Below are 26,907 nucleotides of genomic sequence, written 5' to 3'. Positions count from 1 at the left end.
ATGCTCCAAAACTCCCGTTATCAGGAGAGTGAATCATGAAGAAGTAATTTGATCAAATGTTTAATTGGGTTTGGAGCCTAGAGCGTGTTGCGCTTAATCGCACCCACAACGCTCGCTCTGGATTCTTTGAATTGCGCATGTTCGCGGGAACTCAAATGAATCCATTTGAGCGCGACATGCTTTAGCCTTAGCGGTCTAATCGATTCTATTACGGTGCTTTGTCTTTTTTGATTGGCAGGCAACGACTTGATCGCATAAGCACGAAGATAATTTCTGCAGGCCTGTGGAAAAAGCACAGGCATTGCGGACCGTTACCTGCGCAAGGGAGGCCAGCATGGCGAAGTGGGTGTACGCATTCGGTGATGGTAAGGCAGAGGGCGCTGCGAGCGATCGCAACCTTCTCGGTGGCAAAGGAGCGAACCTGGCTGAAATGAGCAGCCTTGGTCTGCCAGTGCCGCCCGGTTTTACAATAACGACCGAAGTGTGCACCTCCTATTACGACCATGAACGCACCTATCCCGACGAACTCGATGGGCAGGTGCAAAAGGCACTGAACCATGTTGCAGATCTGACCGGTCGCGCATTTGGCGGCACGGAAAAGCCGTTGCTGGTTTCGGTGCGTTCTGGCGCGCGCGCCTCCATGCCAGGCATGATGGATACGGTTCTGAACCTTGGCCTCAATGATGAGACCGTTCAGGCTATCGCGCGAGAGGCTGGTGACGAGCGTTTTGCTTACGACAGTTATCGCCGCTTCATCCAGATGTATTCAGATGTGGTGTTGGGTGTCGACCACGGTTTCTTTGAAGAAATTCTGGAAGACAAGAAGGCCGATCTTGGTGTCGAAGTCGATACAGCGTTGAGCGCTGATGACTGGAAGGAAGTCATCGGGCTTTACAAGGCCAAGGTCGAAGAAGAACTGGGCGCGCCATTTCCGCAAGACCCGCGTGAGCAGCTTTGGGGTGCGATCAGCGCAGTCTTCTCAAGCTGGATGAATGCGCGCGCTATCACCTATCGCCGTCTGCATAATATCCCAGCGCAATGGGGAACCGCCGTCAATGTTCAGGCGATGGTTTTCGGCAATATGGGCGAAACCTCTGCAACGGGCGTTGCCTTTACCCGTAATCCTTCCACCGGTGAAAAGAAGCTCTACGGCGAGTTTCTGGTTAATGCACAGGGCGAAGACGTGGTTGCAGGCATTCGCACGCCGCAGAACATTACCGAGGAAGCGCGAATTGCCGCTGGTTCCGACAAACCGTCGCTTGAAAAGGTAATGCCGGAAGCATTTGGCGAGTTTCTGAAAGTGGCTAGCCGACTTGAGCGGCATTATCGCGACATGCAGGATCTCGAATTTACCATCGAACGTGGCAAGCTCTGGATGCTGCAAACGCGCTCGGGCAAGCGCACGGCCAAAGCAGCGTTGAAAATGGCTGTCGAGATGGCCGCCGAAGGATTGATTACTGAAGAAGAAGCCGTGCTGCGTATTGATCCGGCAGCGCTTGACCAGCTTTTGCATCCGACCATCGATCCTCGTGCCGAGCGCATCGTTATCGGCCAGGGACTGCCAGCTTCGCCGGGGGCTGCGACAGGTGAGATTGTGTTTTCGTCGGAAGATGCTGAACAGGCCAAGTCTGAAGGCCGCAATGTTATCCTCGTGCGCGTTGAAACGAGCCCGGAAGATATTCACGGCATGCACGCGGCCGAAGGCATTCTGACAACACGCGGCGGCATGACCAGTCATGCCGCAGTTGTTGCACGCGGTATGGGTAAGCCTTGTGTGTCTGGCGCAGGATCGCTGCGTGTCGATTACCGCAACGGCACGATGCTGGCCGCAGGTCAGACGTTCAAAAAAGGCGATATTATCACCGTTGATGGCGGCAGCGGTCAGGTACTGAAGGGGGCGGTTGCCATGTTGCAGCCGGAGCTTTCCGGCGACTTTGGTCAGCTGATGCAATGGGCGGATAAGACACGTCGCATGAAAGTGCGGGCCAATGCGGAAACACCTGCAGATGCCCGAACAGCACGTTCATTCGGCGCGGAAGGCATTGGGCTCTGCCGTACTGAGCATATGTTTTTCGAAGGCGAACGCATTATAGCAATGCGCGAAATGATCCTTGCCGACAAAGAGGAAGGTCGTCGCACGGCTTTGGACAAGCTTCTGCCGATGCAGCGTTCGGACTTTGTCGAACTGTTCGAGATCATGAAGGGGCTGCCGGTTACAATCCGCTTGCTCGATCCGCCGCTCCACGAATTCCTGCCGCGCACGGACGAAGAAGTCGCGGAAGTTGCAAGTGCTATGGGTGTCGATGCTGATAAGCTGCGCGAACGTTCCGAGAGCTTACACGAATTCAATCCGATGCTGGGCCATCGCGGATGCCGTTTGGCCGTGTCTTATCCAGAGATTGCTGAAATGCAGGCGCGAGCGATCTTTGAGGCCGCAGTCGAAGCTGGCAAAAAGACCGGCGAACCGGTGGTGCCGGAAGTCATGGTGCCGCTGGTTGGTCTCAAGGCAGAGCTCGATTTTGTCAAAGCGCGCATTGATGCTGTGGCAAAAGAGGTTATCAGCGAAGCTGGCGTTCAGATCGATTATATGGTTGGCACTATGATCGAGCTGCCACGTGCGGCTTTGCGTGCTGCCGAGATTGCAGAGACCGCAGAGTTCTTCTCATTTGGTACGAACGATCTCACGCAGACGACATTTGGTATTTCGCGTGATGATGCTGCTCCGTTTCTTTCGACTTACCAGAGCCGTGGTTTGATCGAACAGGACCCGTTCGTCTCGCTTGATTTAGAGGGCGTGGGTGAACTGATCCAGATCGCCGCCGAACGTGGACGTAAAACGCGCGACAATCTCAAGCTTGGTATCTGTGGCGAACATGGCGGCGATCCGACGTCGATAGCTTTCTGCGAGAAGACCGGGCTTGATTACGTGTCCTGCTCGCCTTTCCGTGTGCCGATTGCACGTCTGGCGGCAGCGCAGGCCTCAGCACGAAATAGCGCGTCCCGAAAAGTGTGAAGCCGTTTTCGGACAAGATGCGCGTCAATTGAAGACTTGAGAAGGCCCATCTGATTGAATCAGATGGGCCATAAAATTATGTGCCATAATTCGGCTTTGGTTCTGGCGCTGTAAACTGTGAGTCTTAATGCCAGAACTTTGTTTATCGGGGCAGATATGTTGCGTCAGTTACTTGCGGCGGGGGTCGCGCTCATTTGTTTGAACACTGTGGCCAGCGCATATGATGCGCTTCCGCAGCCGGAAAACAACGAAAAAATCAGAATTGTTGAACCACAATTGCGTATTGCAAAGGGTGGGGCGGCTGCGCCGCAAGTGGCGCTGACGCTCGATGCCTGCATGGGGAAAACGGATCACCGTATTCTCGATGTATTGGTGCAGAAACGCATTCCGGCGACGATTTTTGTTACTGGACGCTGGCTGAAGCAGAATGCGGAAGCCTTTGCGTTGATGAAGGCGCATCCTGACCTCTTCGACATTGAGAACCACGGCAATATGCATGTGCCAGCCATAACCAATGTGCAGACCATGTATAATATCAAAACAGCGGGTTCACTGGATGCCGTTCGTTCGGAAATTGATGGTGGTGCCGATGCAATCGCCAAGTCAGGCGCTTCAAAGCCGCAATGGTATCGTGATGCAACCGCCCGCTATTCGACCGATGCGGTTAAACTCGCGACGAGCATGGGCTACAAAATCGGCGGTTATTCATTGAACGGCGATCAGGGTGCATCGCTGCTTGCGCCTGTCGTTGCAAGGCGCATTTCGGCTGCACGCGATGGTGATGTCATCATTTCGCATATCAATCAGCCAACGCGCTCGGCAGGTGAGGGCGTGGCCAAGGGCATTCTGGCACTTCAGGCCAAGGGCATGAAGTTTGTGAAGCTAAGAGACGTTGAGACGTCCATGACGCTCAACCCGGTGCCGGACCATAATCTGCACGCAGGCGCACCTGCGACACTTGCAAAGCCGCCCGCAAACAAGTGATGGTTTTAAGCTCTAGAGCGTGTCGCGCTTAATAGCACCTATGACGCACGCTCTAGATTCTTTTAATTGTCGCATGTTCGCGGGAGCTCAAATGAATCCATTTGAGCACGACATGCTTTAGCTACCGTTTGTCTTGTCCTTTGGGGATAGGCTTTTCATGACTGCTGCGTAATTGCGTCCAAGGCTTTCAAACAAAGCATTCTCGCCAGTCAATGGGGCAACGGAAAGCGTTGTGCCGTCATTGCCCAACGTGACAAAAACAACCTGATCTTGTGGTTGGCCTGCAATAGCAATAGCGCCAATACGTTGTGTTTCACTGGTGTCGAGCGCAGGCATGTTGAACAGAACTTCTCCGCCCACACGTTCTGCTGCCTTGGCAAGGGCAGTGTCAAATCCTTCGATCAGAACGTCGATGGCTCCGAGCGCAAATTCAAGCTCGACTGCTTCCAGCGTCATTACATCCTGATCGGCTTCAGCAGCGCTGGATGTAGCTGGCTCATGGCCATTATGAAGGGTGCGATCCATGTCGTCCTCTCCGACGAATCCGAAAAAAGCCCCCATATACGCGATCATGCCCTTCGTTAGAAGTTGCTGCAATAGCTTTTATATTGATTTCACTCTATTTTTCCCGCTCATTCTTTGTAACTGGATGAATTGACAGTGCGTGCCTTGCCTTTTCCTTTTGCGTCCGAGCTCTCTCTGTTATGCATGGAAGCGCTCTGAAACGCGGTTGGGATCCTGCATGAGAAAACTTCGCTATCAACGCCGACAGTCTCGTTCAGCCATTTGGGCTTTGCGTTTTGGCGTATTTGCGGCCGTGCTTTCAGCGCTGGGTCTTATCCTGCACAGGTTCGGCAAGCTGGAAACGCCGGATTTTGTTCTGGTTGCTACCCTCGGTGGTGGGCTTGCGATACTCGCGCTGTTATGTGCCGCAAAAGGACTACGTAATTTGTGGGTCAATGGCGACAAGGGTGGAGCACGCTCTTTCTGCGGCAGCTTTCTGGCTTTTGCAGTTCTGCTGCCGCTCTGTTTTGTAGGCTCTCTTTGGTATGGCTCGCCACAGCTTTATGATCTGACAACTGATTTTGAGACGCCGCCACAGTTTCCATCGACAATGCCAGCCCGCTTGCCGGGCATGAACGCGCTCTCAGTTGATGTTGCCGCGGATATGATAGGGCAAATGTCAGCCTATCCGGATGTAATGGGGCGCCGTTATCCCGCAGCTCCAGATCGGGTTGCGCAAGGGGTAGAAAATACCCTCAAGGCCTTTGGCTGGACGCAGATTAGTCGCGACATTCCTTTGCCAGAGCAGAATGCTACGCGTTTTGCTGCGACGGCCCACAGCACTTTTCTTGGCTTGAAGAGCGATGTGGTTATCCGTCTGCTTGATGAAGGCGAAACCACCTATGTCGATATGCGATCCTTGTCGCGTTACGGCAAGCGGGACATGGGGCTGAATGCCGCCTTCATAACCGAGTTTTTGTCGGCACTCGAAGGCGAGGTCAACAAGGCTCCAGCCAATGTTGAATGATCAGCGCGGCTGATAGATCCCATTCAGGGATGGATAGCCATCAGTGATGATTTCCCCGCGTCCGACGAGATCTTCGAGATGCGCCAGTACCGAGAGTGCTGCAGCACCATGCAGACGTGGGTCGGTTTCGCGATAGATCGCTTTGACCATATCCGGGATCGTGCGATCGCCTTGAACGATCCGCTCCAGTATTGCGCGTTCTCGCATTTTACGATGTGCACGCAATCCCCGCACAAACGCCGCCGGCTTTGTGACTGCACCTCCATGGCCAGGGAGATAGATATCATCATCGCGTTCAAGCAGCTTCTCAAGCGAAGCCATGTAATCGCTCATTGAACCGTCTGGTGGCGCAACGATAGACGTCGCCCATGCCATCACATGATCGGCAGAAAACAGGATGCCTGTGCCTTCGAGGCCGAAGGCCATGTGGTTGGCTGCATGGCCGGGGGTGTGTATGCCGCGCAGCGCCCAACTGTCGCCGTCGATCTTTGCACCATCGGACAGGACCAGATCGGGTGCGAAATCGGTATCGGCACTTGCCTCAAGAAAGTTCACTTCGCCGCTATAATAAGGACGGGCGGGGCGATGTGGACCCTCGGCAACAACAAGCGCACCGGTCTGTTCCTTCAGCCGCCTTGCGAGGGGGGAATGGTCGCGATGGGTATGGCTTACAAAAATATGGCTCACGGGGCGCTTGGCGATTGCAGCGAGAAGAGCCTGAAAATGCGCTTCGTCCTCTGGACCTGGATCGATAACGGCGAGCGTATCTGTCCCTATGATATAGCTGTTTGTGCCATGAAATGTAAAAGCGCTCGGATTATTCGCAGTCAGGCGGAGCAGGTCTTTACGCAAGGCAACCGGCGCCCCATATTCCGGGGAGAAGCTGCCGTCGAAATCAAGCGCCATTGAATAATCCAACTCGTTTTGGTTTGTCGGTTTGTATTGTTGCAATTCTTCGAACGGCTTAGGACGAATATAGTCCGGTTTCAAATGATTATCTGGTGAAGCGATACTCACAGCGCCGATTATAGGAGTGAGACAAAGATGCGTCAGAGAAATAAATCAAAAATTGCCGTGGCGTCTCTTCCCGCTGGCTACTTGCAAACCAAGCAACTGACACGGGCTTTCCGGTTTGTTGTGCTGGCAATTCTTGGTAGCGCGGTTCTCACGCTCTCGGCAAATATCAAGGTTGATCTTCTCTACGTCAATGTGACGATGCAGACTGCAGCACTGTTTGCAATTTCTGCGCTTTATGGTTCACGTCTGGCTGTTGCCACTGTCGCGCTTTATCTGCTTGAGGGTGTGCTCGGCATGCCTGTTTTCACAGGAACACCCGAAAAGGGCGTGGGCCTTGCCTATATGATGGGGCCTACTGGTGGCTATCTGCTTTCTTATCTCGTTGCCGCATGGATGATTGGTCGAGCTGCGGATAAGGGGCTCGCACACAAGCCGCTTGCGCTTGGCGGTGTCATGCTGCTTGCAGAAGCCGTCGTGCTCGTCATGGGCGCGGGCTGGGTGAGTTATTTGTATGGCATTGAAAAAGGTATCGCCTTTGGCTTTGGTGCCTTCATCATCGCCGATCTGGTCAAGCTTGCACTTGCGGCCTGTAGTGTCCCGGCAATGTTGGCACTATTCAAGCGTTGATCAGCACAATCCATTGATAAATCTCAAGGTCCGAGTTCGTTGCGCGGCCTTTTTCATGACTTTGTTGAAACTGCTTTGCGATTGACAATTAGTCGGCGGCAAAGCTTTGTTAGACTGCATAAAATCAGGTTTGTGGGGGAGAAAAGCGTGAAGTTTGAAGTGCTGGAAGTTGAGCCGCTGACAAAGGCGGCTTTTGCCCCTTTTGGGGATGTTATCGAGGTGAACGGTGCTGAGCGACGTCTCATCAACAATGGCACGACGGAACGCTTCCACGATCTTGCCCGCGTCGAGGCCGTTGGCACTGACGCACGTGTTCTGATCAATATTTTTCGCGGACAGTCTTTCTCAGCACCAATCGACATCGTGATGATGGAGCGCCATCCTTTCGGATCTCAGGCCTTCATACCCTTGAACGGCAGGCCGTTTCTGGTGGTGGTGGCAGAAGATGCTGAAGGCAAACCCGCGCGACCGAGAGCGTTTTTGGCGCGAGGTGATCAGGGCGTCAACTATTGGCGCAATGTCTGGCATCATCCGCTTGTATCCCTTGAGCAGACGTCAGATTTTCTTATTGTTGACCGCGCAGGCAACGAGGATAATTTGGAGGAGTATTTCCTTCCGGATGTCGCCTATCGCATCGAGACAATCCCGGCTTTTGAAACGCAAATCTGAGGATCAAAATGGGCAAGCTATCTACACATGTTCTCGACACTGCGCATGGTAGTCCGGCGGCAGCGATGCGGATTGAGCTTTATAGGCTTGGAGCCTTGGGAAAAACGGAGCTGATTAAGCGTACTGTCACCAATCTCGATGGTCGCACAGATGAGCCGCTGCTGAGCGGGAGTGAAATGCAGGAAGGCACTTATGAGCTGCAATTTCATGTCGCTGAATATTTTGAAGCACGCGGCGCAGACGTTGCCAATCCTCCGTTCCTTGATCTCATCCCAATCCGTTTCGCGATCGCGGATGAAGACGGCAATTACCATGTGCCACTTCTGGTCAGCCCCTGGTCTTATTCGACCTATCGCGGAAGCTGACTTATCCCCCTCTACCTGAGAGCCATTAAGCTCCCCGCATTACCAACGCGAGGAGCTTTTTATGGATCAAACACCAAATCTGAAACTTCCCTATATCATGCCCAGTCAGGCGCAGAAGCATGTCACGCATAATGAGGCGCTGCGGTTGCTTGACGCCGTCGTGCATCTCAGTGTGAAATCGCGCATACAAACTGGCGCGCCCATCGCACCGCTCTCAGGTGAGCGGCATATAGTTGCAAGCCCTGCAACCGGCCTGTGGGTTGGAAAAGACGGAATGATTGCCTTCTTCATCGATGACGGCTGGTCTTTTGTTACGGTCGCAAAAGGCTGGCTTGCCTATGTCGAGGATGAAGGCAGATTGCTGGTGTTCAACGGCACTGAGTGGGAGGTCACAGGCTCGATGCCCGATAGCCTGTCGCTCTCGATGCTTGGTGTGCAGGCCACAGCGGATGCAATCAACCGTTTTGCAATCTCGTCGGAAGCAAGCCTCTTTAACAATGCGGGTGCCGGCCATCAGATCAAAGTGAACAAACAGGCGGCAACAAATACAGCAAGCCTGTTGTTCCAATCAAACTGGACGGGCCATGCAGAGATGGGCCTGAATGGCGATAATAATTTCAGCATCAAGGTTGGCGACGATGTGGGCAATTGGCGCGAAGCTGTTAAGGTTGATCGAGCAACCGGCAATGTCGCAGTCGGCTCCATATGGCCGGAAACTCGCCTGCATGTCGACGGCCCGATACGTCCTGCATCTTTTGCGATAGCAGATTTGCCATCGGCAGCAGCGCATGGGGCAGGGGCGATGGTTTTTGTCAATAATGCAAGTACCGGCCCCCAAATGGTCTATTCAAACGGTTCTGGCTGGCTCAGCATGCGAACGGGCGCAGCAATCACCTGACACACTATCGATTGGACGCAACGGTTTAGCTGCGTCCTCTGATCGCAATCTGCCGCATTACAGCGGTTCCAGTTAATATTGAATCGTTGGAGCCGCTTTAACTATTTGTTTTTACGCATTTCCGAACGCAAAGCCGGTTCCCACTTTTGCTGGAAATGCTTTAATTTTGGAGAATACCGGCCTTTTTGGCCTGTAAGGACAGATGCTCATGAATAGTCAGAGTTCCACCGTCTCCCTGTAGTGGTATGGGATCTTGAGCTTCGCGCGCTTCCTTCGGTGTAAGCCCGAAACGGGCTTTGAAAGCCTTCGTGAGCTGCGTTCCATCGTGAAATCCGCAGCGATAAGCGACCTCCTTCAAGGAAATTGCCTTGCCCTTCTTGTCGATAACAATCCGGTACGCAAGATCCAATCTTTTATCGCGAATAACCTTTGCCACGCCTTCATCCGGCTCAAAGGCGCGATAAAGATGCGACCGTGACATGCGGAAATGCTGCTGTATCGAATGTGGTCCCAGCAGCGGATTTGTGATGTTCTTGTCGATGTAAGCAAGGATACGGTTGCGTATGGGCAGGTTGATCGGGACATTCTCAACTGAACCTTTGTCGGCACCCTTGATGCATGAAGCAAGCAGCACCAACAAAGCATCCTTGGCGGCAATAGATTCCATCGCCGAAAGCTCCTGAACAACATCATTCAAGCCACGCAGATATTCAAACAAAAGCTGTGTCGTGGGAGCCTCGGCTTTAAGAATCATCCCATGCAGATTGCGCCAGCCAACAAGCTTCTCAAGTTCTTGACGAGGCATGATGACGGTCAGACGCGCGCCTGCTTCAGCTTGACTGAATATGACTTGGGCCATGTCGAGAATGAAAATATCACCGGGCTTCGCAGAGACAGCAACACCATTGAAGTCGCCGCTCAAAGTACCAGCCAGCATGGCCTGAAGGACATAATGATCAAGACCACTCTGGGCGATGATACTCGTTGTGCGCTCATAATGTTGACTGTTGAACGTTGTAGAACCGACCAACATATTGCCGAAGGGGTAAGAACGTAATGTTCCTATAAAGCCTCTTTTATTTTCATCATCGAGCGACGACACTTCGTAAAACAGCTTTACGGCGTCACGCCAGAAATCGTCACGAATTTCGGCATCGACCATATCTGTCGATAAAAACAGCTCTTTTGTCATTCCTACCCCGTCGCGGGAAGCTATTATCATGTTTCCCGCGCAAGGGTATTCGATAAAAGCAATCAATTAGTCGTTAAAATTCAATATAATAAGAAAAATAGTGATCAATATTTCGAGAAGCCGAAGTTTATCTGCCAATATTGTGTCGTAAATATAATGTAAGACGACAGATACAAAAGCCCTGACAATATTAGTGATTGCTAATATTGTCAGGGCTTTGCAGTTTCAACTAAAATGAACTTTTAGTAAGGGCTGTCGACCTTGCCCATTTCTACATAGACGGTCTTGATCTGGCTGTAATGCGTCAGGGCTGCGATGCCGTTTTCACGCCCTATGCCGGATTGCTTGTAGCCACCGAATGGCACTTCCACAGGTGTCAGATTATAGGCATTGATCCAGCAAGTCCCGGCCTTGATTTGGCTGATCACGCGATGGCCACGTGCGATGTCAGCCGTAAACACACCAGCGGCCAAACCAAATTCAGTATCGTTGGCGCGTGCAATCACCTCATCTTCGTCTGTGAACTCCAGAACGCTCATGACAGGGCCAAAGATTTCTTCACGGGCGATCATCATGTTGTCGGTTACGTCTGTGAAGATGGTCGGCTCGATGAAACAGCCCTTATCGAAACCCTGCAGCTTTGGAACGCCGCCACCATAGGCGAGGGTCGCGCCTTCGGCTTTGCCTTTTTCGATATAGGAGAGAACCTTGTCGCGCTGCGCACCATTGACGAGCGGTCCCATCTGGGTCGCTTCATCAAGCGGATCGCCAATACGAATCTTGCGCGTACGTTCGACGAGACGTTCAACAAATCGTTCACGTACATTCCTATGAACGAACACGCGGGTGCCGTTTGAACAGACCTGACCGGTTGAATAGAAGTTGCCGAGCATCGCGCCGCCAATGGCACTTTCAAGATCTGCATCGTCAAAAACGATAATTGGCGATTTGCCACCAAGTTCCATCGTGACATGCTTCAAATGCTCGCCAGCCTGCGACATGATCCGCTTGCCTGTCGGAACCGATCCGGTCAGGGAAACCTTGGCAGTCAGGCGGTGATTGACGAGTGCAGCACCCACATCACCAAAGCCCTGAACGACGTTGAACAGACCATCCGGCAGGCCCGCTTCCTTATAGGCTTCAGCCAGCGCGAGCGCGGAGAGGGGCGTGTTTTCTGATGGCTTGAAGATGAATGCATTGCCCATGGCGAGCGCCGGGGCAGATTTCCATGCGGCGATCTGAATCGGATAATTCCATGCGCCAATACCGACGCAGATGCCGAGCGCTTCACGACGCGTATAGGCAAACGATCCACCAAGCTCCACGAACTCGCCATTGAAACCGGAGATGATGCCGCCGAAGAATTCGAGAGCATCTGCGGCGGACGCTGCATCTGCAACAAGCGTTTCCTGAAGCGCCTTGCCGGTGTCGAGTGTCTCAAGCTTTGACAGTTTCTTGTTTTTTTCGCGTAAAATTTCCGCCGTGCGGCGCAGAATGCGGCCGCGCTCGACAGGCTTGAGTGCCGCCCATTCGCCCTGTGCTTTGAGGGCTGCCGCATAGGCGGCCTCAATCACATCAGGCGTTGCCGAATAGAGCTTGGCGATTTCTTCACCAGTTGCCGGATAGAAAACGGGAAGCGGCTTTCCCGCTTTGTCTTCGACGAATGCGCCGCCGATGAAATGCGAGGCTTTGGGTTGTACTTTCATTTTATTCTCCTCGGGTTTCATCCTTGCATTTGAGCCAAAATTGTAAGGCGGTTTTGCGTGGGATAATACGTAAAAACAAATAGTTAGAGTAGCTTCGGTAATCCGGCTTCAACAGAGTCGCTTTAACGATCGGAAACTTGCCAACGTGGGTTAATCCAGGGCTCCTGATTGGAGCGTGCTAGGGGCGTGCGGCCAAGAATGTGATCGGAAGCCTTTTCACCGGTCATAATCGACGGCCCGTTGAGATTGCCGTTGGTTATACGCGGGAAAATAGACGAATCTGCAACACGCAGGCCATCAATACCGATAACACGACATTCAGGGTCAACGACGGCCATCGGATCGTCAACTGCACCCATCTTACAGGTTCCGCAAGGATGGAATGCACTTTCCACATGTTCGCGGAGGAAGTTGTCGATCTCATCATCCGATTGCACATTTGCGCCGGGCTGAATTTCGGCGCCACTAAAGGGCGCGAAGGCATTCTGGCCGAATATTTCTCGGGTTAGCCGCACGCAATGGCGGAAGTCTGCCCAGTCATCCTCGTGCGACATATAGTTGAACTGAATCCGTGGCTTGTCTCGTGGGTTGGCCGAGCGAAGCGTCACACTGCCGCGCGATTTGGATCGCATTGGCCCGACATGTGCCTGAAATCCGTGAGACTCTGCTGCTGCCTTGCCGTCGTAACGAATGGCGACTGGGAGGAAGTGATATTGAATATCGGGATATTCCACCCCTGCTTTCGAGCGCACAAAAGCAGCAGATTCAAAATGGTTGGTGGCGCCATCTCCTGATTTGAAGAACAGCCATTGCGCGCCGATCATCGCTTTCGAGAAAAGGTTGAGCTTGGAGTAGAGCGTGATGGGCTGCGTGCATTCCTGCTGGATATAGACTTCAAGATGATCTTGCAGATTTTGGCCTACACCGGGGCGGTCTGCCACTACATCAATTCCATGCTCTTTCAGCTGCACTGCAGGGCCAATGCCCGACAGCATCAGAAGCTTTGGTGAGTTGATAGACGAAGCCGCTATAATGACTTCGCGTCGTGCACGAATGGTTGAGAAGGTGCGACCTGCTTCGATTTCGACGCCCACGGCGCGTTTGCCCTCAAGCACGATCTTGCGTGCGAGGCCTTTGACGAGTTTGACATTCGGGCGCTTTAAAGCCGGTTTCAGATAGGCATTAGCCGCAGACCAGCGGCGTCCATTATGGATCGTCTGCTCCATCGGGCCGAAGCCTTCCTGCTTTTGGCCATTATAGTCTTCCGTGACTTCAAAACCCGCTTGATGTCCCGCATCCACAAAGGCCTTGAATAGCGGATTATCGCGTCTGCCACGCTGAATATGCAACGGACCATCCGTACCGCGCCATCCGTCTTGTCCGCCATGCGAATTTTCCATCCGCTTGAAATAGGGCAACACATCGGCATAGGACCAGCCCCGCGCGCCACTTTCCGACCAATGGTCGTAATCGCGGGCATGACCACGCACGTAAACCATGCCGTTGATCGAAGAGGAGCCGCCAACCACTTTGCCACGCGGCGTCACCAGGCTGCGTCCACCAATATGTGGTTCAGGTTCGGTAGAAAACCCCCAGTCGTACGTTTCCATATTCATGGGGAAGGAGAGGGCGGCAGGCATCTGGATCAGCGGTCCGATGTCCGGTCCGCCAAATTCGATCACGATAACCGAATGTCTGCCGTCTTCGGAGAGGCGGTAGGCCATAGCTGAACCGGCAGAGCCGGAGCCGATGATAACGAAGTCCGCTTCCATGCTCATTTCTCCACCGACAGCTGAACGGCAATGTAATCTTCCACGAGAGTGATCGCAGATGCTGCATTTGGTGCGTCGGCACCCAACGCATGCCGGATATAAAGTCCGTCAATCAACGCACCTGCACCTTCGGCAATGCGATTTGCACGGTCGCGGCTGGTCAGTTGTTCAAGTGCAAAGACGAAATTTGAATGCAGGCGGCGCGCATAAATGCGTAAGAGCCGTTTGGTGTCTTCCGACTGCTGCGCGTGGACATAGAAGGTCAGCCAGGCAGCAATCGTTTCCTGTGCGAACTGCGAAGCGGAAAAGTTCACCGCAATAATCGCTGCAATGCGTTCTTGCGGCGTTTCAGCAAGCTTCATTGCGGCGTTCAAGTCACTTCCAAGCTCGCGAAGCAGATGACGCATGGTGGCGAGGATGAGTTTGTCCTTGCCGCCAAAATAATGATGCGCGAGCGCAGGCGATACACCTGCTTCATGAGCAATCTGCGCAACAGTTACGTCCAGTGAACCGCGCTGGCCGATTGTGCGGATGGCAGCATCGATCAGTTCGCGCCGCCGTAAAGGTTCCATCCCGATCTTGGGCATAATCGTTGTTCCGTTTTGAGGCCTTTGATCTCTATTTTATATTTGATTGACTGATCAATCAATAAAAACTCTGACAAATGAAGGTCAGAGTTTGTGGCAATGGAAACGTCCGCGAATAAGGTTGTGGGCTTGCGCGTATTGTCCGCTCTGCATACATTTGAGAGATGAGCAGAGCTTTTACCAAGGAACAGGATGACGCTCCGACTGATCTCGGTGAGCGTCCCATTAGCCCGCATCGTAATCTCGTCACGCCGGATGGCATGAAGCTGATTGAGGACGAACTTGCGCGGCTGCACCGCGAATTGGCTGAGGCCAATGTCGCGGGAGAACGCTCCACAATTGCGCGTCTTTCACGCGATTTACGCTACTGGACAGCGCGGCGCGAAACAGCTGAGCTGTCCGTGCCGGAGCGCGATAGCAACGTTGTGCGTTTTGGAATGACGGTCGAACTCGAAGATCTCGACGGAACGGCCCGCACATGGACCATCGTCGGCGAAGACGAAGCTGATCCGGCCAAGGGTAAAATATCTCACATGGCCCCGGTCGCCATCATGCTTTTTGGTAAACCGGTAGGTGACGTCGTCATGATCAACGGCAAGGAGTGGGAGATCGTGGCTGTTAGTGGTTGAACTACAACCACCCCTTCCTGCGGAAATAGAAAAGCGGAAGCAGGGCAGAGGCAACCATCAGGCCAAGCGCCATTGGATATCCCCACGGCGAATTCAATTCCGGCATGAAAGAGAAGTTCATGCCGTAAATGGAAGCAACCAGTGTCGGCGGCATGAAGCCCACAGCCGCAACGGAGAAAATCTTGATGATGGCGTTCTGCTCGACGGAGATGAGTCCAACAATTGTATCGAGTAGGAATGTGACCTTATTGGATAAAAAGTCCACGTAAGCGACGAGTGATTGCGCGTCGCGTTCGAGCGACTTGATCCATGATCGGGTGTCTTTCTTGGTGGCGACAGGACTGTTGATTGCAGAAAGATAAACCAGCATACGGCTGACACCAGCCAGGCTTTCACGCATTCTGGACAGGAATGTTCCTTGTCCACCGATCTGTGTGAGGATGTGCCGGAAATCCTCAGTCGTCATTGGTCTCGCCTTCGGCTGGCGGCGATAGATGGAATGCGAAGCTGCATCGATCTTACCAGCCACACCTTCCAGAATATCCGCGAGCCTATTGGTGGTGGCCTCGATAATGCCCAGCATGATGGACAGGCCAGAGCACTTGGCCGGGATCAATCCGTTACCTGGCTTTATTGCGCGCGCAATGTAGATGCTGACGGATTTGGGATTCGCGTAACGCACGGTGACGAGCCGCGAGCCGTGCAGGATGAAGGTGACCGGTGCCAGTTCGCGGTGATCGAGATCAACAGCATGTAGAATCGGAACGGTCAGATATTGTGCACCGCTTTCCATGTAGAAGCGGCTCGATTCTTCAATTTCCGTCATATCTTCGCGTGTAGGAATGGAGATGCCTGTCCATGCTTCGACGATGTGATCTTCATTGACGCCCGGCGCGAGCAGGTCGATCCATATGACATTGTCGGGCAAGGGGTTCCCCGGTTCCACCTCGACGCTTTCGAGATGATCTCCGTTAAGGCAGTAAAGCGTAATCATGCGGCACCCGGTCAAACAGTCTCAATTTTAGCCTGCTACATTGCGCGATAATTGTTAACGGAATGCGGCAAGCACGGTTAAAGCAGATTGGGCGCATCGCGAAAAGTGTGAAACGGTTTTCGGGATACGCGTTATGCGCCCATGTAATCCACATTGACATGAGAGATTGTGACATATAAATGATCAAATCATCTGATGACTTTGGTGAATTATGGAAGCATTATCGAGAAAAAGCCTGGCGGAAGCAGCCGAGCAATCCATTCGGTCTGAAATTACAGCCGGCAATTGGCGCGTGGGCGAGCAATTGCCCAATGAAGCGAGCCTCTCTGCCAGACTTGGTGTCAGCCGTGGAACTGTACGTGAAGCTGTGCGAGCGCTGGTCGCTCAAGGCATGCTGGAAACACGACAGGGGTCTGGAACCTATGTGTTATCCGCATCCGACACGAGCCGCAGCTTTGATCGCATTCGCCATACCAGTCTGCGTGATCGTTTTGAAACGCGGGCTGCCCTTGAAGTTGAAGCGGCGCGTCTTGCCGCGCAACGCGCAACATCGGAAACGATCCGCCATCTTGAACTGAAGCTGGAGCAGCGCAATAAACGCGCTGACGAGAACAGAACCGATTTTGTTTTGCGGGATTTTGCCTTTCATGAAGCCATTGTTGCAGCATCGGGCAATAGCGCGCTGGTTGCGGTCTATGCGTTCTTTTCCCAGTCCATCCGGGAATCAATAGAAGCCACACTCGACGGAGAGTTGCCGGAACCAGATCATGAAGAACATCGCGCCATTATAGAAGCCATAGCAACCGGCAATCCCGATTTGGCGGGCGCTGCGGTGCGTCGATTTATGACGCCTCTGATTGAAGAACTTGAAAGGCTGTTGGCATCATGAGCCGCACAAATGAAGTTCCGTCGCGTCCCGTGACGGAGGAAGAACTGGCGCAACATGCAGAGCCATTTGTCGATGCGGAAGCCGATAGTGTGCCGCAGCCTGCCGCACAGCGCCTGCCAAGTCCTGCTTTGCGCGTGCTGCTTGGTCTGAGCCTCGTGCTGATTGCAGCTAACTTGCGCCCTGTCTTTTCAAGTGTTTCCGTCCTTCTGCCCGAAATCATAGAAGCCACCGGCATGTCGGCAACTGCTGCAGGTCTTTTGACGACCTTGCCGGTTGTCTGTCTCGGTGTATTTGCACCTTTTGCACCTCGTCTCGCACAGCGGTTCGGTGCTGAGCGTGTATTGCTTTTTGTGCTGATTGTTTTGACCATAGGCACCGCAATCCGCGGCATCGGCAATTCGGCTTCCCTCTATATTGGCGCAATATTAGCTGGCGCTGCTATTGCGACCGGCAATGTTTTGCTGCCCGGCGTGGTGAAGCGAGATTTCCCGAAAACGGCTGCGATTATGACTGGCTTTTATACTATGGCGCTGTGTGGTGGCGCTGCTGCAGCTGCGGGCTTTACCATTCCGATTGAACATATGCTCGGCGGTTCATGGAACTTGGCGCTGGCCTTCTGGGCTATTCCGGCCGCTCTCGTGCTTGCTCTGTGGTTGCCGCAGGCGCTGCGGGCAAAGCACAATGTTGCGCATTCCGGATTTAAAGTCATCGGGCTGTGGAAAGATAAGCTTGCCTGGCAGGTCACACTCTTTATGGGGTTGCAATCCTCCATGGCCTACGTGGTTTTCGGCTGGCTTGCTCCGATCTTACGCGAGCAGGGCTTGAGCGCGACCGCAGCCGGAGGCCTGGTCTCGTTCTCGATCATGGTGCAGGTCGTTACCTGTCTTGCTATCCCGTCGATTGCTGTTCGACAGAAAAGCCAGAGCCTGCTCAATGCAGTGCTTTGCATCAGCGCGGCCCTTCCGCTGATAGGCTTTCTTTATCTGCCGCAATGGAGTTTCTGGATACTTGCAGCCATTCAAGGAATTGGGCAGGGCGGTCTGATTGCCGCTGCGATGATGGTGATTGTGCTGCGTTCGCCAGATTCCCATACAGCCGCGCACCTCTCAGGCATGGCGCAATGCGTAGGTTATACGCTGGCCTCCATCGGGCCACTGGTCGTGGGAATGATCCACGGTGCTACAGGCAGTTTCGAAGCTTGTGGTATCTTCTTTGCACTGCTGGGCGTGGGCGCTGCAATCAATGGCTGGGGTGCTGGACGGGCGCAGCATGTTGGCGTGAAAGTTATAAAAGAAGCATAAGAAAAGCCCCGGTTCTCCGGGGCTTTTCTTCATAATGTGAACTCAGATAAACTGTCCGAGGCCTGGGATCGAGCCGACCACTGCATCGACGGGTTCGTCGCCAGCCTTTTCCTTGGCAAAGCGGATGGTCTCTTTGGCAACGCCAGAGATTTCACCCATGCCAAGACCTGCACCCATCAACTGAGTACCAAGGCCCATTACGCCACCCATAAGTCCGGAAAGCAGACCGCCACCCTTCACTTGTGAAATGGCTTCTTCGGCACCCGGAAATGCTGCGAGCAGCTGCTGTACTTTGTCAGCTGGCCCTTCCTTCTGCAGAAACGCCAAAATCATGCCAACAGCTTTCTGTGCTGTTGCCGCATCGATGCCGACATTCGAGGTGATACGCGCGATCAGTTCATCCATCAGAGTCTCCCAAATTTCTTACGTTTACGTAATATGCATTCTCGTTAGCGCTTTGCAAGCTTTCCTAATTCAAAATATTGGGAAATTTCTGCATTCCTATGACGGCAAATAAAGTATCCAAGCCAGAATTCGGCTTTATCGTTGTTGCGCGACGGTGGTGCTAGTATATCGTAAAGGAAGCAAACCTTTTACGGAGCGACCTGCCTAATGACCGCCGACGATGCAATTTTCCTTGGTGCAAGCCGCAAACCAGATGATTCCTACCAGCAGCCGGAATATCTGGCACTGAAATACGGGAACAGGCACGGGCTTGTAACCGGTGCAACGGGTACCGGTAAGACGGTGACATTGCAGGTTCTGGCTGAGAGCTTTTCAGCAGTCGGTGTTCCGGTTTTTTGCGCCGACATCAAGGGTGATCTTTCGGGGATCGCGGCGAAAGGTATCGTTAATGATAACCTGACCAAGCGCGCAACAGAGATTCACCTTGACCCTTATGAAATGCGGGCTTCTCCAGTTATTTTCTGGGATATTTTCGGTGAGCAGGGCCATCCGGTTCGCGCGACCATTTCCGAAATGGGACCACTGCTGCTTTCGCGCCTGATGAACCTCACGGATGCGCAGGAAGGCGTGCTTAATGTTGCTTTCCGTCTCGCTGACGAAGAAGGCCTGCTTCTGCTGGATTTGAAAGATCTGCAGGCAATGCTTACAGAAATGGCAGAGCGCTCCGCTGAACTCTCTGCAAAATACGGCAACGTCAACAAGGCGTCTGTCGGTGCAATCCAGCGTTCATTGCTTGTGCTTGATCAGCAGGGCGGTTCCAAGTTCTTCGGCGAACCGGCGCTGCGCATTGCTGATCTGATGCGCACCACGACCGACGGACGTGGCGTGATAAGCGTGCTTGCGGCTGATAAGCTGATGATGAGCCCACGTCTTTATTCGACATTCTTGTTGTGGCTTATGTCGGAATTGTTCGAGGAACTGCCGGAAGTCGGCGATCCGGACAAGCCGAAGCTCGTATTCTTCTTCGATGAAGCGCATTTGCTGTTTGATGAAGCGCCAAAGGCGCTGGTCGATCGTGTGGAGCAAGTGGTGCGTCTGATCCGCTCTAAGGGCGTCGGCGTTTATTTCGTGACGCAGAACCCGCTTGATGTGCCGGAAACTGTTCTTGCCCAGCTTGGTAATCGTGTGCAGCACGCGCTGCGTGCCTATACGCCGCGCGAAACAAATGCAGTGAAGACGGCAGCCGATACGTTCCGTCCAAATCCTGATTTCAAGACTTTTGAGGCAATCACCAATCTTTCGACCGGTGAAGCACTGATTTCAACATTGCAGGCCAAGGGTGTACCTTCAATGGTGCAGCGCACGTTGATCCGCCCGCCATCGTCGCAGATTGGTCCGTTGACGCCAGAAGAGCGTGCAAAGATTATATCAGCGAGCCCTGTTTCTGGTCAGTACGATCAGACCGTCGATCGCGATTCAGCATTTGAAATGCTGGCCAGAAAGGCACAGGCCGCAGCTGTGGCACAGCAGAAAACCAAGGAAGAAGAATCCGGGCAAGGTGGCAGCATTCTTGGTGATCTGGTGGGAACCGCACTCGGAACTGGTCGCCGTTCAGGGCGTCAGACCGTTGCCGAAACAGCAATGAAGTCTGTGGTTCGCTCGGTCAGCAACTCACTCGGCCGTGCGCTGGTTCGCGGTATTCTGGGTAGTTTCAAGCGCTGATTTATACTGGTTTGAAATGAAAAAAGCCCCGGACATCCGGGGCTTTTTTATGCATTTCGCGAGTTCCAGATTACATAACCAAAATAGGCGACTTAGCTGGTACGCGATTATAAAGATCGATGATGTCCTGGTTCATCAAGCGTACGCAGCCTGACGAAACGGCCTTACCGATCGACCACCATTCTGGATTGCCGTGCAGACGATAAATCGTGTCCTTGCCATCCTTGAAGATGTAAAGAGCGCGTGCACCGAGCGGGTTTTTGAGACCTGGGGCCATGCCGCCATTGCGTGAGCTATATGGCTCGAGTTCCGGCTGACGGGCGACCATCTCATCCGGTGGTGTCCAACGTGGCCATTCGCGCTTGTACTGAATAACGGCGCGCCCCGACCATGCAAAGCCGTCGCGACCAATGCCGACGCCGTAACGCATTGCCTGGCCATTGCCCAGTACCAGATAGAGGAAGCGGTTGGTGGTATCGACAACGATCGTTCCCGGCATTTCGCCTGTCGGATCCTGAACGACCTGACGCAAATAGCGCTTATCCATTTTCTGGATCGGAATAGCAGGCAGCTGATAGCCATTGTCTTCCACTGCGGCATACATTGATGCCCAGCTGCCGTACGAGGCGTCTACATTCGCCTGCGGGGTCCTGTTAATAGGATTGCCTGAAGCATCCACATCGACAATTGGAACATTCTGCCCCAACTGAGCACAACCGGCGAGGCCGGCCGCCGCTGTTGCTGTCATGGCCGTAAGAAAAGAACGGCGGGTAAGGGTGGTGTGCATATGAAAACCAGATTAGTGACGGGAGGAGCTACAGATACAACGGTTAGGGTTAATGAAGTGCGACCAACCCGTTGTTTTGATCACAAGTTGCGGTGTTATAGGGATGCCAAACGCTTTTGTTCGGCGATTTGTGGGAGCAAAACGCCCCATAATTATGGCTACCAGCCGTTCGTAATAAGGCCTAAACGTGGCTAAAAGCCCGGGATAGGCCTCGTGTTGCCGTTGCGACACAATTTTGGTCACAACAGACGGTTGTTGCACAAAGTTGCCCGTTCAAGTTTTAGTGAGATTCAATCAAGGAGCTGAAGGCTCGGCAAAATCAAAGCGGGCGGATACTGTTTATATTCGTCGGGCTGGTTGGATCGATTGATCCAGACGGAGCGCATGCCGAATCGCGCGGCCCCTGCAACATCCCATCTATTGGACGATTGAAACGAAATTGCAGACGGGTAAAGCCGCCACTGCGTTGTAACCAGTTCATAGACCGCAGGTGCGGTTTTGTAGCGCTGCACAGTGTCTACAGAGATCACATCGTCGAGCAGGGCATCAAGCGCCGCTGATTTAACCGCAGCCTCCAACATGGCTGGAGAGCCATTGGAGAGAATGGCTAACCGCGCGCCGCGGCTCTTGAGGTTTTTGAGTGCTGCTGGCACTTCAGGATAGCAATCGAGTTTCCAGTAAGCATCAAGAAGATCGGTGCGAAGGGTCGGGTCTACGGAAGGATATCTTGCAAAAGCAAAATCCAGAGCGTGTTCCGTCAGTGTCCAGAAATCTTTGTAGGCTCCCATCAGGCTTAAAATCCACGAATATTCCAGTTGCTTGGCGCGCCAAAGTTCCGAGAATAAACGTCCATCAGGTCCTGCTTTATCCTCATGTTTACGCACGGCTGAGTGCACATCAAACAATGTGCCATAAGCGTCGAAAACATAGGAACTATAAGACACCGATTTTCTCCTTTCGTGCATCAATCTTAAAAAAAGTAAAGTGGACCTTATCCTTATGCAATTTCAATAAAAATTCATTGCGTTGAGCAGCAAATTTAGAATATGCGCCATTGCCGCCCGAAGCGTTGCGGCCTATGTAAGTTGCGCACGCAAGTTTTCGGGTATGTATCCGCTCTGCCCGCCGCAAGCTGAAAGACAAAGAGGAGAGTTCCAATGGCTTTTGAACTGCCCGCCCTTCCGTACGATTATGACGCACTTGCCCCGTTCATGTCGCGCGAAACGCTCGAATTCCACCACGACAAACACCATCAGGCTTACGTTACCAACGGTAATAAACTGCTTGAAGGTTCAGGTCTTGAAGGCAAGAGCCTCGAAGAAATCGTCAAGGAAAGCTTTGGCAAGAACCAGGCGCTCTTCAACAATGCTGGCCAGCACTACAACCATCTCCATTTCTGGAAGTGGCTGAAGAAGGACGGCGGCGGCAAGAAGCTGCCAGGCAAGCTGGAAAAGGCGATTGAATCTGATCTTGGCGGCTACGACAAGTTCCGCGAAGACTTCATTGCTGCCGGTGTTGGTCAGTTCGGTTCGGGCTGGGCATGGCTTTCGGTCAAGAATGGCAAGCTCGAAATCTCGAAGACTGCAAACGGTGAAAGCCCACTCGTTCACGGCGCAACACCAATTCTTGGCGTCGACGTATGGGAGCATTCCTATTACATCGACTATCGTAATGCGCGTCCGAAGTATCTTGAAGCTTTTGTCGATAGCCTCATCAACTGGGATTACGTGCTTGAGCTGTACGAAAAGGCATAATCTGCTGCGTCAGTATGAAATATGGAAAGCCCCGCGAAAGCGGGGTTTTTCTTTTTCAGAATTTATGAATAATCGAAAACATGATTATTAAAATCAATAATTATGCCTGTTTAAATTGTGGGTACGGCAGAATATCGAAACTGTTAAACAATAGTATTTTTATCATGTTTTTCACGTTCTCGTGAATTATCTGTAATAATCGATATAAGTTCATCATGTTACTTTTGATTGTTGGAATTTATTCGGTGCCTTTGTTGCAAAGGTGACGATTGTATCGGATATTTGTACCAAGAGACGAATTTTGTTCAGTTTTTAGATGCGGAGGATCGCATGCGTTCATTTTTCCTTGTTGTCAGTTCAGTTGCGACTTTGGCCGCTGGTGTGGCTCATGCCGATGTGATTGCCGACCGCCAGGCGATCATGAAGGATATGGGGCGTTCAGTTGGACAGCTTGCACCGATGATCAAAGGTGAGAAGCCTTTCGATGCTGCTGCGGCTTTGGCTGCACTTGAGAAACTTGATGCTGACGCAAAGAAACTAGACGTCGACACGCTGTTCCCCGCTGGTTCCGATCAAGGGGACACAGAAGCTTCACCCAAGATTTGGGAAAACAAGGAAGATTTCGTCAAGCATGTCGAAAAGTTCCGCTCAGATGCCGCTGCTGCGCTTGCCGCAAAGCCACAGGATCTTGATGCGTTGAAACCAGCGTTCCAGCAAGTCGCTGCCAATTGCGGTTCATGCCATCAAGCTTATCGCGTGAAGAAGAATTAATTCAGAAAACCATGGTCCGTAAACTCGCATATGCCGCAGGCGCTATAGTCATCATGGGTGCTGCTACCTTCTGGGTGCTGACAACGCCTCAGACGGTGGACCAGTCGGTAATCGCATCGATGCAGCCGGGTGATGCAACAAAAGGTGAGCAGGTGTTCTGGGCAGGGGGCTGTGCTTCCTGCCATGCTGCGCCCGGCGCATCGGGTGATGACCGCAAGGTGCTTGCGGGTGGGCATGAGCTGGTTTCTGATTTTGGCACATTCATTGCGCCCAATATTTCTCCTTCAGAGCAGGGGATCGGTAACTGGACCCTGCATGACTTTGCTAATGCAATGTTGAAAGGCACAGGGCGGGCAGGGGAGCACCTCTATCCGTCTTTCCCCTATACATCTTACGCAAAGATGCAGCCGCAGGACGTTGCGGACCTCTTTGCTTACATGAAGGCACTACCTGTTTCTGATAATGTGGCAGCGCCGCATAAGCTCGACTTTCCCTTCACGATCCGTCGTGGATTGGGGCTTTGGAAACAGCTCTATCTTTCGGACAAACCAGTCGTCGAACTTGCAAGCGCATCCGATCAGGTGAAGCGTGGGCAATATCTGACGGAAGCTCTCGGCCATTGCGGCGAGTGCCATACGCCGCGCAATGTCATTGGCGGGCTTGATAATAAACAGTGGATGGCCGGTGCCCTGTCGGCTGAAACAGGTAGCGACGGCCGCAAGGGTATCGTTCCCAATATAACGTCTGGTGAAGGCGGCATTGGTGAATGGGGTGAGAATGATATTGCTTATGCATTGCAAAGCGGCTTCACACCGGATTTTGATTCGCTTGGTGGTTCAATGGCAGATGTAGTGGCCAACATGGCGCATTTGACGGATGCGGATCGTGCCGCAATTGCAGCATATCTCAAGGCTATTCCAGCGCATAAGAATGGCTATCCAGCACGTTAATACCAAGGCGGCTCAAGATGCTGACGCATCACACCTTGAAAATGTTCAATCGCCACACGGGCTTAACCAAAGTCCGATGAGTCTTACTCAATGAACTTTGGTATAAAGCATTCGAGCCAAAAGTGAGACCACTTTCATCGGGAGATTAGGCTGTTCTGATCTCTTCGAGTTCAAGCTCCTTTATCATCACTTGCCGCATGACGAATTTCTGAATCTTGCCTGTTACAGTCATCGGAAACTCGTCTACGAAACGGATATGCGCCGGGATTTTGTAATGTGAGATGCGCTGCTTGCAGAATGCCAGCAGTTCTTCTTCACCGAGTTCATGGTCTCGATGTAGTTTGACCCAAACGCAAATTATCTCACCGAACTTATTGTCTGGAACACCGAAAACCTGGGCATCGCTGATGGCCGGATGGGTGAATAGAAACTCTTCAATCTCCCGCGGGTAGATATTTTCACCACCGCGAATAATGAGATCCTTAATGCGCCCGACAATGTTGCAATAACCTTCCGCATCAATGGTCGCGAGATCACCTGTATGCATCCATCCCGCATCATCAATTGCCTCGGCAGACGCGGCTGCGTCGGCCCAGTAGCCGCGCATGACACTATAACCGCGGGTCAGCAATTCGCCTTTCTCGCCGCGTGGTGCGATCGTGCCATCTGCATTGATGATCTTCACTTCAAGATGCGGATGGATGCGACCCACTGTCGATACGCGCTTTTCCAGCGGGTCGGTCGTTGCACTCTGAAAACTGACCGGGCTTGTTTCGGTCATGCCATAGGCAATCGTGATTTCGCTTTGATGCATTTCGCTGACCACCCGGCGCATGATTTCAATCGGGCACGGCGAACCAGCCATGATGCCAGTGCGCAGACTGGTGAGATCAAAACGCGCAAATTCCGGATGGTCGAGCATCGAAATGAACATGGTCGGCACCCCATGCAGGCCGGTACATTTCTCGTCTTCGACTGTTTGCAGTGTCAGCAGCGGATCGAAGCTGTCATTGGGGATCACCATACACGCGCCGTGCGTCACACAGGCCAGATTGCCCAGAACCATGCCGAAGCAGTGATAGAAAGGAACCGGAATACACAGCCGGTCCTGTTCACTGAGCCGCATCGCTTCGCCAACGAAGAAACCATTATTGAGGATGTTGTGATGAGTGAGCGTCGCACCTTTTGGGCTGCCTGTGGTGCCACTGGTGAACTGGATGTTGATAGGATCGTCAAATTGCAGCTCGTCTGCAAGCTGTAGTCGCTGTTTAATCGTGGTAGTGTTGCCGGAGATTGCGACTTTATCGAAATTAAACATACCAGACGTTCGTTCCTCGCCTAGGCGAATAACACAACGCAGAGCCGGTAGTTGTTCCGCGCTCAGATATCCTGGTCGAGCATCGTCAACCTCTGGAACGATGGAGCGCAGGATTTCAATGTAGTCGCTGGTTTTGAGCGAAGGCGCGAGGATAAGCGCTGCACATTCCACCTTTGCTAGAACATGCTTGAGTTCATGTGCGCGATAGGCCGGATTGATATTGACCAGAATGAGACCGGCCTTCGCACTGGCAAACTGCGTGAGCAGCCATTCCACATTGTTGGGTGACCAGATACCGATGCGTTCGCCGGGTTGAAGGCCGATGGCAAGCAATCCTTCGGCCAGTGCATCGGTACGGCTCTTCAATTCGGCATAGGTCAGTCGGATATTCTGGTGACGAACCACAACTGCCGGATGATTGGGGTATTTCTCTGCTATCAGGTCGAGGTGGTTGCCGATGGTGTCGCCGATGAGAGCTGTTTCGTTCGCACCGTGGACGTAGCTTGCTTGCTGCATATATCCAATACTCCCAATCGATAAGCTATGCGCCTCTCGGGCAGCATGACATTAAGATGGAGGGCGCAAAATCACAGTTTTGTCGTTATCGTTTCGTGCAGCGCACTACGGTTGGCAGTCCGGCGTTGGTGTATTTGCTTTGCATTGTATAGAGCCAGCCTTTGCATTCCGACATGGTTTTGAAGCAGCGGAAGCGGTCGATGGGCACCAACCCGTCACCGTCACTCACAAAAGGGGAATCATCCACACCGCTGAACTGGCCGATGATAACGCCACTGCCGCGCGGCGGCGTATTGCAACGCTGACCCGCAAATTCACTAACGTTTTTGCGAACCTGAGCATTTGCGGTAGTAACGAAAGACAACGCAACAAAGGCAGAGACGATCAAACTCATTAGAGCGTCGGGCGCTAATCATGCAACACATTGAGCTGCTTTGAAGAAGTTTCGGCACTCTTGTGGCGAAAACAGATCGCAGACGGAGCCGAGGGCTCTCCATAGCTCGTCATAGG

Annotated in this window: 26 protein-coding genes; 14 read left to right on the top strand and 12 right to left on the bottom strand. The window is 52.7% G+C overall.

Annotated elements, in window-relative coordinates; translation table 11 throughout:
• Positions 1 to 334 precede the first annotated feature (334 nt).
• Together ppdK and OIV19_RS22365 are read left to right on the top strand one after the other, a co-directional pair.
• Positions 335 to 3,013, top strand: coding sequence for a pyruvate, phosphate dikinase (ppdK, locus tag OIV19_RS22370; RefSeq protein WP_264233998.1), 2,679 nt, complete (start codon positions 335 to 337; stop codon positions 3,011 to 3,013).
• A gap of 156 nt (positions 3,014 to 3,169) precedes the next feature.
• Positions 3,170 to 3,997, top strand: coding sequence for a polysaccharide deacetylase family protein (locus OIV19_RS22365; protein ID WP_095446220.1), 828 nt, complete (start codon positions 3,170 to 3,172; stop codon positions 3,995 to 3,997).
• A 117-nt stretch (positions 3,998 to 4,114) separates the two neighbouring features.
• Here the strand turns inward: OIV19_RS22365 and OIV19_RS22360 are convergent, their stop codons facing one another.
• Complete coding sequence (locus tag OIV19_RS22360) at positions 4,115 to 4,522, bottom strand: hypothetical protein (RefSeq protein WP_095446221.1); 408 nt, start codon at positions 4,520 to 4,522, stop codon at positions 4,115 to 4,117.
• A gap of 217 nt (positions 4,523 to 4,739) precedes the next feature.
• Here OIV19_RS22360 and OIV19_RS22355 point away from each other — a divergent pair, with 217 nt between their 5' ends.
• Entirely contained in the window at positions 4,740 to 5,528 is a 789-nt protein-coding gene (locus OIV19_RS22355; RefSeq protein ID WP_264233996.1) for a DUF1499 domain-containing protein, read from the top strand.
• Here OIV19_RS22355 and OIV19_RS22350 read toward each other — a convergent pair whose 3' ends face one another.
• Positions 5,529 to 6,434 (bottom strand): MBL fold metallo-hydrolase, encoded by a 906-nt coding sequence (locus OIV19_RS22350; RefSeq protein WP_264233994.1) that lies wholly within the window; start codon positions 6,432 to 6,434, stop codon positions 5,529 to 5,531.
• Between the two features lie 138 nt (positions 6,435 to 6,572).
• Here OIV19_RS22350 and OIV19_RS22345 point away from each other — a divergent pair, with 138 nt between their 5' ends.
• The 4 genes from OIV19_RS22345 to OIV19_RS22330 all read left to right on the top strand — a co-directional run bounded on the left by OIV19_RS22345 (position 6,573) and on the right by OIV19_RS22330 (position 9,104).
• Positions 6,573 to 7,172, top strand: a complete 600-nt coding sequence (locus OIV19_RS22345; RefSeq protein WP_264233993.1) for a biotin transporter BioY — start codon at positions 6,573 to 6,575, stop codon at positions 7,170 to 7,172.
• A 147-nt stretch (positions 7,173 to 7,319) separates the two neighbouring features.
• Positions 7,320 to 7,841 carry an ureidoglycolate lyase gene (locus OIV19_RS22340; protein ID WP_151091382.1) on the top strand — a complete coding sequence of 174 codons (522 nt, stop codon included), beginning with the start codon at positions 7,320 to 7,322 and terminating at the stop codon, positions 7,839 to 7,841.
• Between the two features lie 8 nt (positions 7,842 to 7,849).
• Complete coding sequence (gene uraH, locus OIV19_RS22335; protein ID WP_095446226.1) at positions 7,850 to 8,206, top strand: hydroxyisourate hydrolase; 357 nt, start codon at positions 7,850 to 7,852, stop codon at positions 8,204 to 8,206.
• A gap of 61 nt (positions 8,207 to 8,267) precedes the next feature.
• The gene (locus OIV19_RS22330; protein WP_151091383.1) at positions 8,268 to 9,104 is read left to right on the top strand and encodes a DUF2793 domain-containing protein; all 837 of its coding nucleotides are present in this window, start codon (positions 8,268 to 8,270) and stop codon (positions 9,102 to 9,104) included.
• A 160-nt stretch (positions 9,105 to 9,264) separates the two neighbouring features.
• Here OIV19_RS22330 and OIV19_RS22325 read toward each other — a convergent pair whose 3' ends face one another.
• From OIV19_RS22325 to betI, 4 genes are all read right to left on the bottom strand, one after another.
• Complete coding sequence (locus tag OIV19_RS22325; RefSeq protein WP_264233990.1) at positions 9,265 to 10,296, bottom strand: helix-turn-helix domain-containing protein; 1,032 nt, start codon at positions 10,294 to 10,296, stop codon at positions 9,265 to 9,267.
• A gap of 242 nt (positions 10,297 to 10,538) precedes the next feature.
• Positions 10,539 to 12,002, bottom strand: a complete 1,464-nt coding sequence (gene betB / locus OIV19_RS22320) for a betaine-aldehyde dehydrogenase (protein WP_264233989.1) — start codon at positions 12,000 to 12,002, stop codon at positions 10,539 to 10,541.
• 122 nt (positions 12,003 to 12,124) lie between these two features.
• A complete protein-coding gene (gene betA / locus OIV19_RS22315; RefSeq protein WP_095446230.1) occupies positions 12,125 to 13,774 on the bottom strand; it encodes a choline dehydrogenase in 1,650 nt (549 codons plus the stop codon).
• A 2-nt stretch (positions 13,775 to 13,776) separates the two neighbouring features.
• Positions 13,777 to 14,361: a transcriptional regulator BetI gene (gene betI, locus OIV19_RS22310; RefSeq protein WP_264233988.1), complete on the bottom strand. Its 585-nt coding sequence runs from the start codon at positions 14,359 to 14,361 to the stop codon at positions 13,777 to 13,779.
• 164 nt (positions 14,362 to 14,525) lie between these two features.
• On the opposite strand from betI, the gene OIV19_RS22305 reads away from it, so the two are divergent.
• Positions 14,526 to 14,990 (top strand): GreA/GreB family elongation factor, encoded by a 465-nt coding sequence (locus OIV19_RS22305; RefSeq protein ID WP_264233987.1) that lies wholly within the window; start codon positions 14,526 to 14,528, stop codon positions 14,988 to 14,990.
• Between the two features lies 1 nt (position 14,991).
• On the opposite strand, the gene OIV19_RS22300 is transcribed toward OIV19_RS22305, so the two are convergent.
• Positions 14,992 to 15,984 (bottom strand): magnesium transporter CorA family protein, encoded by a 993-nt coding sequence (locus tag OIV19_RS22300; protein WP_024897243.1) that lies wholly within the window; start codon positions 15,982 to 15,984, stop codon positions 14,992 to 14,994.
• A gap of 211 nt (positions 15,985 to 16,195) precedes the next feature.
• Here OIV19_RS22300 and OIV19_RS22295 point away from each other — a divergent pair, with 211 nt between their 5' ends.
• Both OIV19_RS22295 and OIV19_RS22290 read left to right on the top strand, forming a co-directional pair.
• Positions 16,196 to 16,873, top strand: a complete 678-nt coding sequence (locus tag OIV19_RS22295; protein ID WP_151091386.1) for a FadR/GntR family transcriptional regulator — start codon at positions 16,196 to 16,198, stop codon at positions 16,871 to 16,873.
• The gene (locus OIV19_RS22290) at positions 16,870 to 18,174 is read left to right on the top strand and encodes a CynX/NimT family MFS transporter (protein ID WP_264233986.1); all 1,305 of its coding nucleotides are present in this window, start codon (positions 16,870 to 16,872) and stop codon (positions 18,172 to 18,174) included. Before OIV19_RS22295 ends, OIV19_RS22290 begins: the two co-directional genes overlap by 4 nt.
• A 42-nt stretch (positions 18,175 to 18,216) precedes the next feature.
• On the opposite strand, the gene OIV19_RS22285 is transcribed toward OIV19_RS22290, so the two are convergent.
• On the bottom strand, positions 18,217 to 18,579 hold the full coding sequence (locus OIV19_RS22285) for a DUF2267 domain-containing protein (RefSeq protein ID WP_134153060.1): 363 nt from the start codon (positions 18,577 to 18,579) through the stop codon (positions 18,217 to 18,219).
• 207 nt (positions 18,580 to 18,786) lie between these two features.
• Between OIV19_RS22285 and OIV19_RS22280 the strand changes: the two genes are divergently transcribed.
• Positions 18,787 to 20,301, top strand: a complete 1,515-nt coding sequence (locus tag OIV19_RS22280) for a helicase HerA-like C-terminal domain-containing protein (protein WP_264233985.1) — start codon at positions 18,787 to 18,789, stop codon at positions 20,299 to 20,301.
• Between the two features lie 70 nt (positions 20,302 to 20,371).
• Here OIV19_RS22280 and OIV19_RS22275 read toward each other — a convergent pair whose 3' ends face one another.
• Together OIV19_RS22275 and OIV19_RS22270 are read right to left on the bottom strand one after the other, a co-directional pair.
• Entirely contained in the window at positions 20,372 to 21,088 is a 717-nt protein-coding gene (locus OIV19_RS22275; RefSeq protein WP_095446237.1) for a L,D-transpeptidase, read from the bottom strand.
• 290 nt (positions 21,089 to 21,378) lie between these two features.
• Positions 21,379 to 22,032 (bottom strand): haloacid dehalogenase type II, encoded by a 654-nt coding sequence (locus tag OIV19_RS22270; protein WP_264233983.1) that lies wholly within the window; start codon positions 22,030 to 22,032, stop codon positions 21,379 to 21,381.
• A 213-nt stretch (positions 22,033 to 22,245) separates the two neighbouring features.
• On the opposite strand from OIV19_RS22270, the gene OIV19_RS22265 reads away from it, so the two are divergent.
• The 3 genes from OIV19_RS22265 to OIV19_RS22255 all read left to right on the top strand — a co-directional run bounded on the left by OIV19_RS22265 (position 22,246) and on the right by OIV19_RS22255 (position 24,563).
• Positions 22,246 to 22,842 carry a superoxide dismutase gene (locus tag OIV19_RS22265; protein ID WP_095446240.1) on the top strand — a complete coding sequence of 199 codons (597 nt, stop codon included), beginning with the start codon at positions 22,246 to 22,248 and terminating at the stop codon, positions 22,840 to 22,842.
• A gap of 330 nt (positions 22,843 to 23,172) precedes the next feature.
• Entirely contained in the window at positions 23,173 to 23,613 is a 441-nt protein-coding gene (locus tag OIV19_RS22260; protein ID WP_264233981.1) for a cytochrome c, read from the top strand.
• 11 nt (positions 23,614 to 23,624) lie between these two features.
• A complete protein-coding gene (locus OIV19_RS22255) occupies positions 23,625 to 24,563 on the top strand; it encodes a cytochrome c (RefSeq protein WP_151091391.1) in 939 nt (312 codons plus the stop codon).
• A gap of 145 nt (positions 24,564 to 24,708) precedes the next feature.
• Here the strand turns inward: OIV19_RS22255 and OIV19_RS22250 are convergent, their stop codons facing one another.
• Positions 24,709 to 26,397: an AMP-binding protein gene (locus tag OIV19_RS22250; RefSeq protein ID WP_264233979.1), complete on the bottom strand. Its 1,689-nt coding sequence runs from the start codon at positions 26,395 to 26,397 to the stop codon at positions 24,709 to 24,711.
• 85 nt (positions 26,398 to 26,482) lie between these two features.
• Positions 26,483 to 26,791, bottom strand: a complete 309-nt coding sequence (locus OIV19_RS22245; RefSeq protein WP_235901713.1) for a hypothetical protein — start codon at positions 26,789 to 26,791, stop codon at positions 26,483 to 26,485.
• Positions 26,792 to 26,907: the final 116 nt, after the last annotated feature.

Source organism: Brucella sp. HL-2 (assembly GCF_025846885.2).
GTDB lineage: Bacteria > Pseudomonadota > Alphaproteobacteria > Rhizobiales > Rhizobiaceae > Brucella > Brucella quorumnocens.
Note: the sequence above shows the minus strand (reverse complement) of the source record. Positions and strands in the feature narration are given on the sequence as shown.

Excerpts from the sequence above, each read along its gene's own strand:
- betB (WP_264233989.1), bottom strand. The coding sequence starts at position 12,002 with ATGAAAGTACAACCCAAAGCCTCGCATTTCATCGGCGGCGCATTCGTC.
- OIV19_RS22260 (WP_264233981.1), top strand. The coding sequence starts at position 23,173 with ATGCGTTCATTTTTCCTTGTTGTCAGTTCAGTTGCGACTTTGGCCGCT.
- OIV19_RS22265 (WP_095446240.1), top strand. The coding sequence starts at position 22,246 with ATGGCTTTTGAACTGCCCGCCCTTCCGTACGATTATGACGCACTTGCC.
- OIV19_RS22345 (WP_264233993.1), top strand. The coding sequence starts at position 6,573 with ATGCGTCAGAGAAATAAATCAAAAATTGCCGTGGCGTCTCTTCCCGCT.
- OIV19_RS22355 (WP_264233996.1), top strand. The coding sequence starts at position 4,740 with ATGAGAAAACTTCGCTATCAACGCCGACAGTCTCGTTCAGCCATTTGG.
- OIV19_RS22290 (WP_264233986.1), top strand. The coding sequence starts at position 16,870 with ATGAGCCGCACAAATGAAGTTCCGTCGCGTCCCGTGACGGAGGAAGAA.
- OIV19_RS22285 (WP_134153060.1), bottom strand. The coding sequence starts at position 18,579 with ATGGATGAACTGATCGCGCGTATCACCTCGAATGTCGGCATCGATGCG.
- OIV19_RS22330 (WP_151091383.1), top strand. The coding sequence starts at position 8,268 with ATGGATCAAACACCAAATCTGAAACTTCCCTATATCATGCCCAGTCAG.
- betI (WP_264233988.1), bottom strand. The coding sequence starts at position 14,361 with ATGCCCAAGATCGGGATGGAACCTTTACGGCGGCGCGAACTGATCGAT.
- OIV19_RS22360 (WP_095446221.1), bottom strand. The coding sequence starts at position 4,522 with ATGGATCGCACCCTTCATAATGGCCATGAGCCAGCTACATCCAGCGCT.
- OIV19_RS22300 (WP_024897243.1), bottom strand. The coding sequence starts at position 15,984 with ATGATTACGCTTTACTGCCTTAACGGAGATCATCTCGAAAGCGTCGAG.
- betA (WP_095446230.1), bottom strand. The coding sequence starts at position 13,774 with ATGGAAGCGGACTTCGTTATCATCGGCTCCGGCTCTGCCGGTTCAGCT.
- OIV19_RS22245 (WP_235901713.1), bottom strand. The coding sequence starts at position 26,791 with ATGAGTTTGATCGTCTCTGCCTTTGTTGCGTTGTCTTTCGTTACTACC.
- ppdK (WP_264233998.1), top strand. The coding sequence starts at position 335 with ATGGCGAAGTGGGTGTACGCATTCGGTGATGGTAAGGCAGAGGGCGCT.
- OIV19_RS22350 (WP_264233994.1), bottom strand. The coding sequence starts at position 6,434 with ATGGCGCTTGATTTCGACGGCAGCTTCTCCCCGGAATATGGGGCGCCG.
- OIV19_RS22255 (WP_151091391.1), top strand. The coding sequence starts at position 23,625 with ATGGTCCGTAAACTCGCATATGCCGCAGGCGCTATAGTCATCATGGGT.
- OIV19_RS22365 (WP_095446220.1), top strand. The coding sequence starts at position 3,170 with ATGTTGCGTCAGTTACTTGCGGCGGGGGTCGCGCTCATTTGTTTGAAC.
- OIV19_RS22280 (WP_264233985.1), top strand. The coding sequence starts at position 18,787 with ATGACCGCCGACGATGCAATTTTCCTTGGTGCAAGCCGCAAACCAGAT.
- OIV19_RS22250 (WP_264233979.1), bottom strand. The coding sequence starts at position 26,397 with ATGCAGCAAGCAAGCTACGTCCACGGTGCGAACGAAACAGCTCTCATC.
- OIV19_RS22325 (WP_264233990.1), bottom strand. The coding sequence starts at position 10,296 with ATGACAAAAGAGCTGTTTTTATCGACAGATATGGTCGATGCCGAAATT.
- uraH (WP_095446226.1), top strand. The coding sequence starts at position 7,850 with ATGGGCAAGCTATCTACACATGTTCTCGACACTGCGCATGGTAGTCCG.
- OIV19_RS22295 (WP_151091386.1), top strand. The coding sequence starts at position 16,196 with ATGGAAGCATTATCGAGAAAAAGCCTGGCGGAAGCAGCCGAGCAATCC.
- OIV19_RS22305 (WP_264233987.1), top strand. The coding sequence starts at position 14,526 with ATGAGCAGAGCTTTTACCAAGGAACAGGATGACGCTCCGACTGATCTC.
- OIV19_RS22275 (WP_095446237.1), bottom strand. The coding sequence starts at position 21,088 with ATGCACACCACCCTTACCCGCCGTTCTTTTCTTACGGCCATGACAGCA.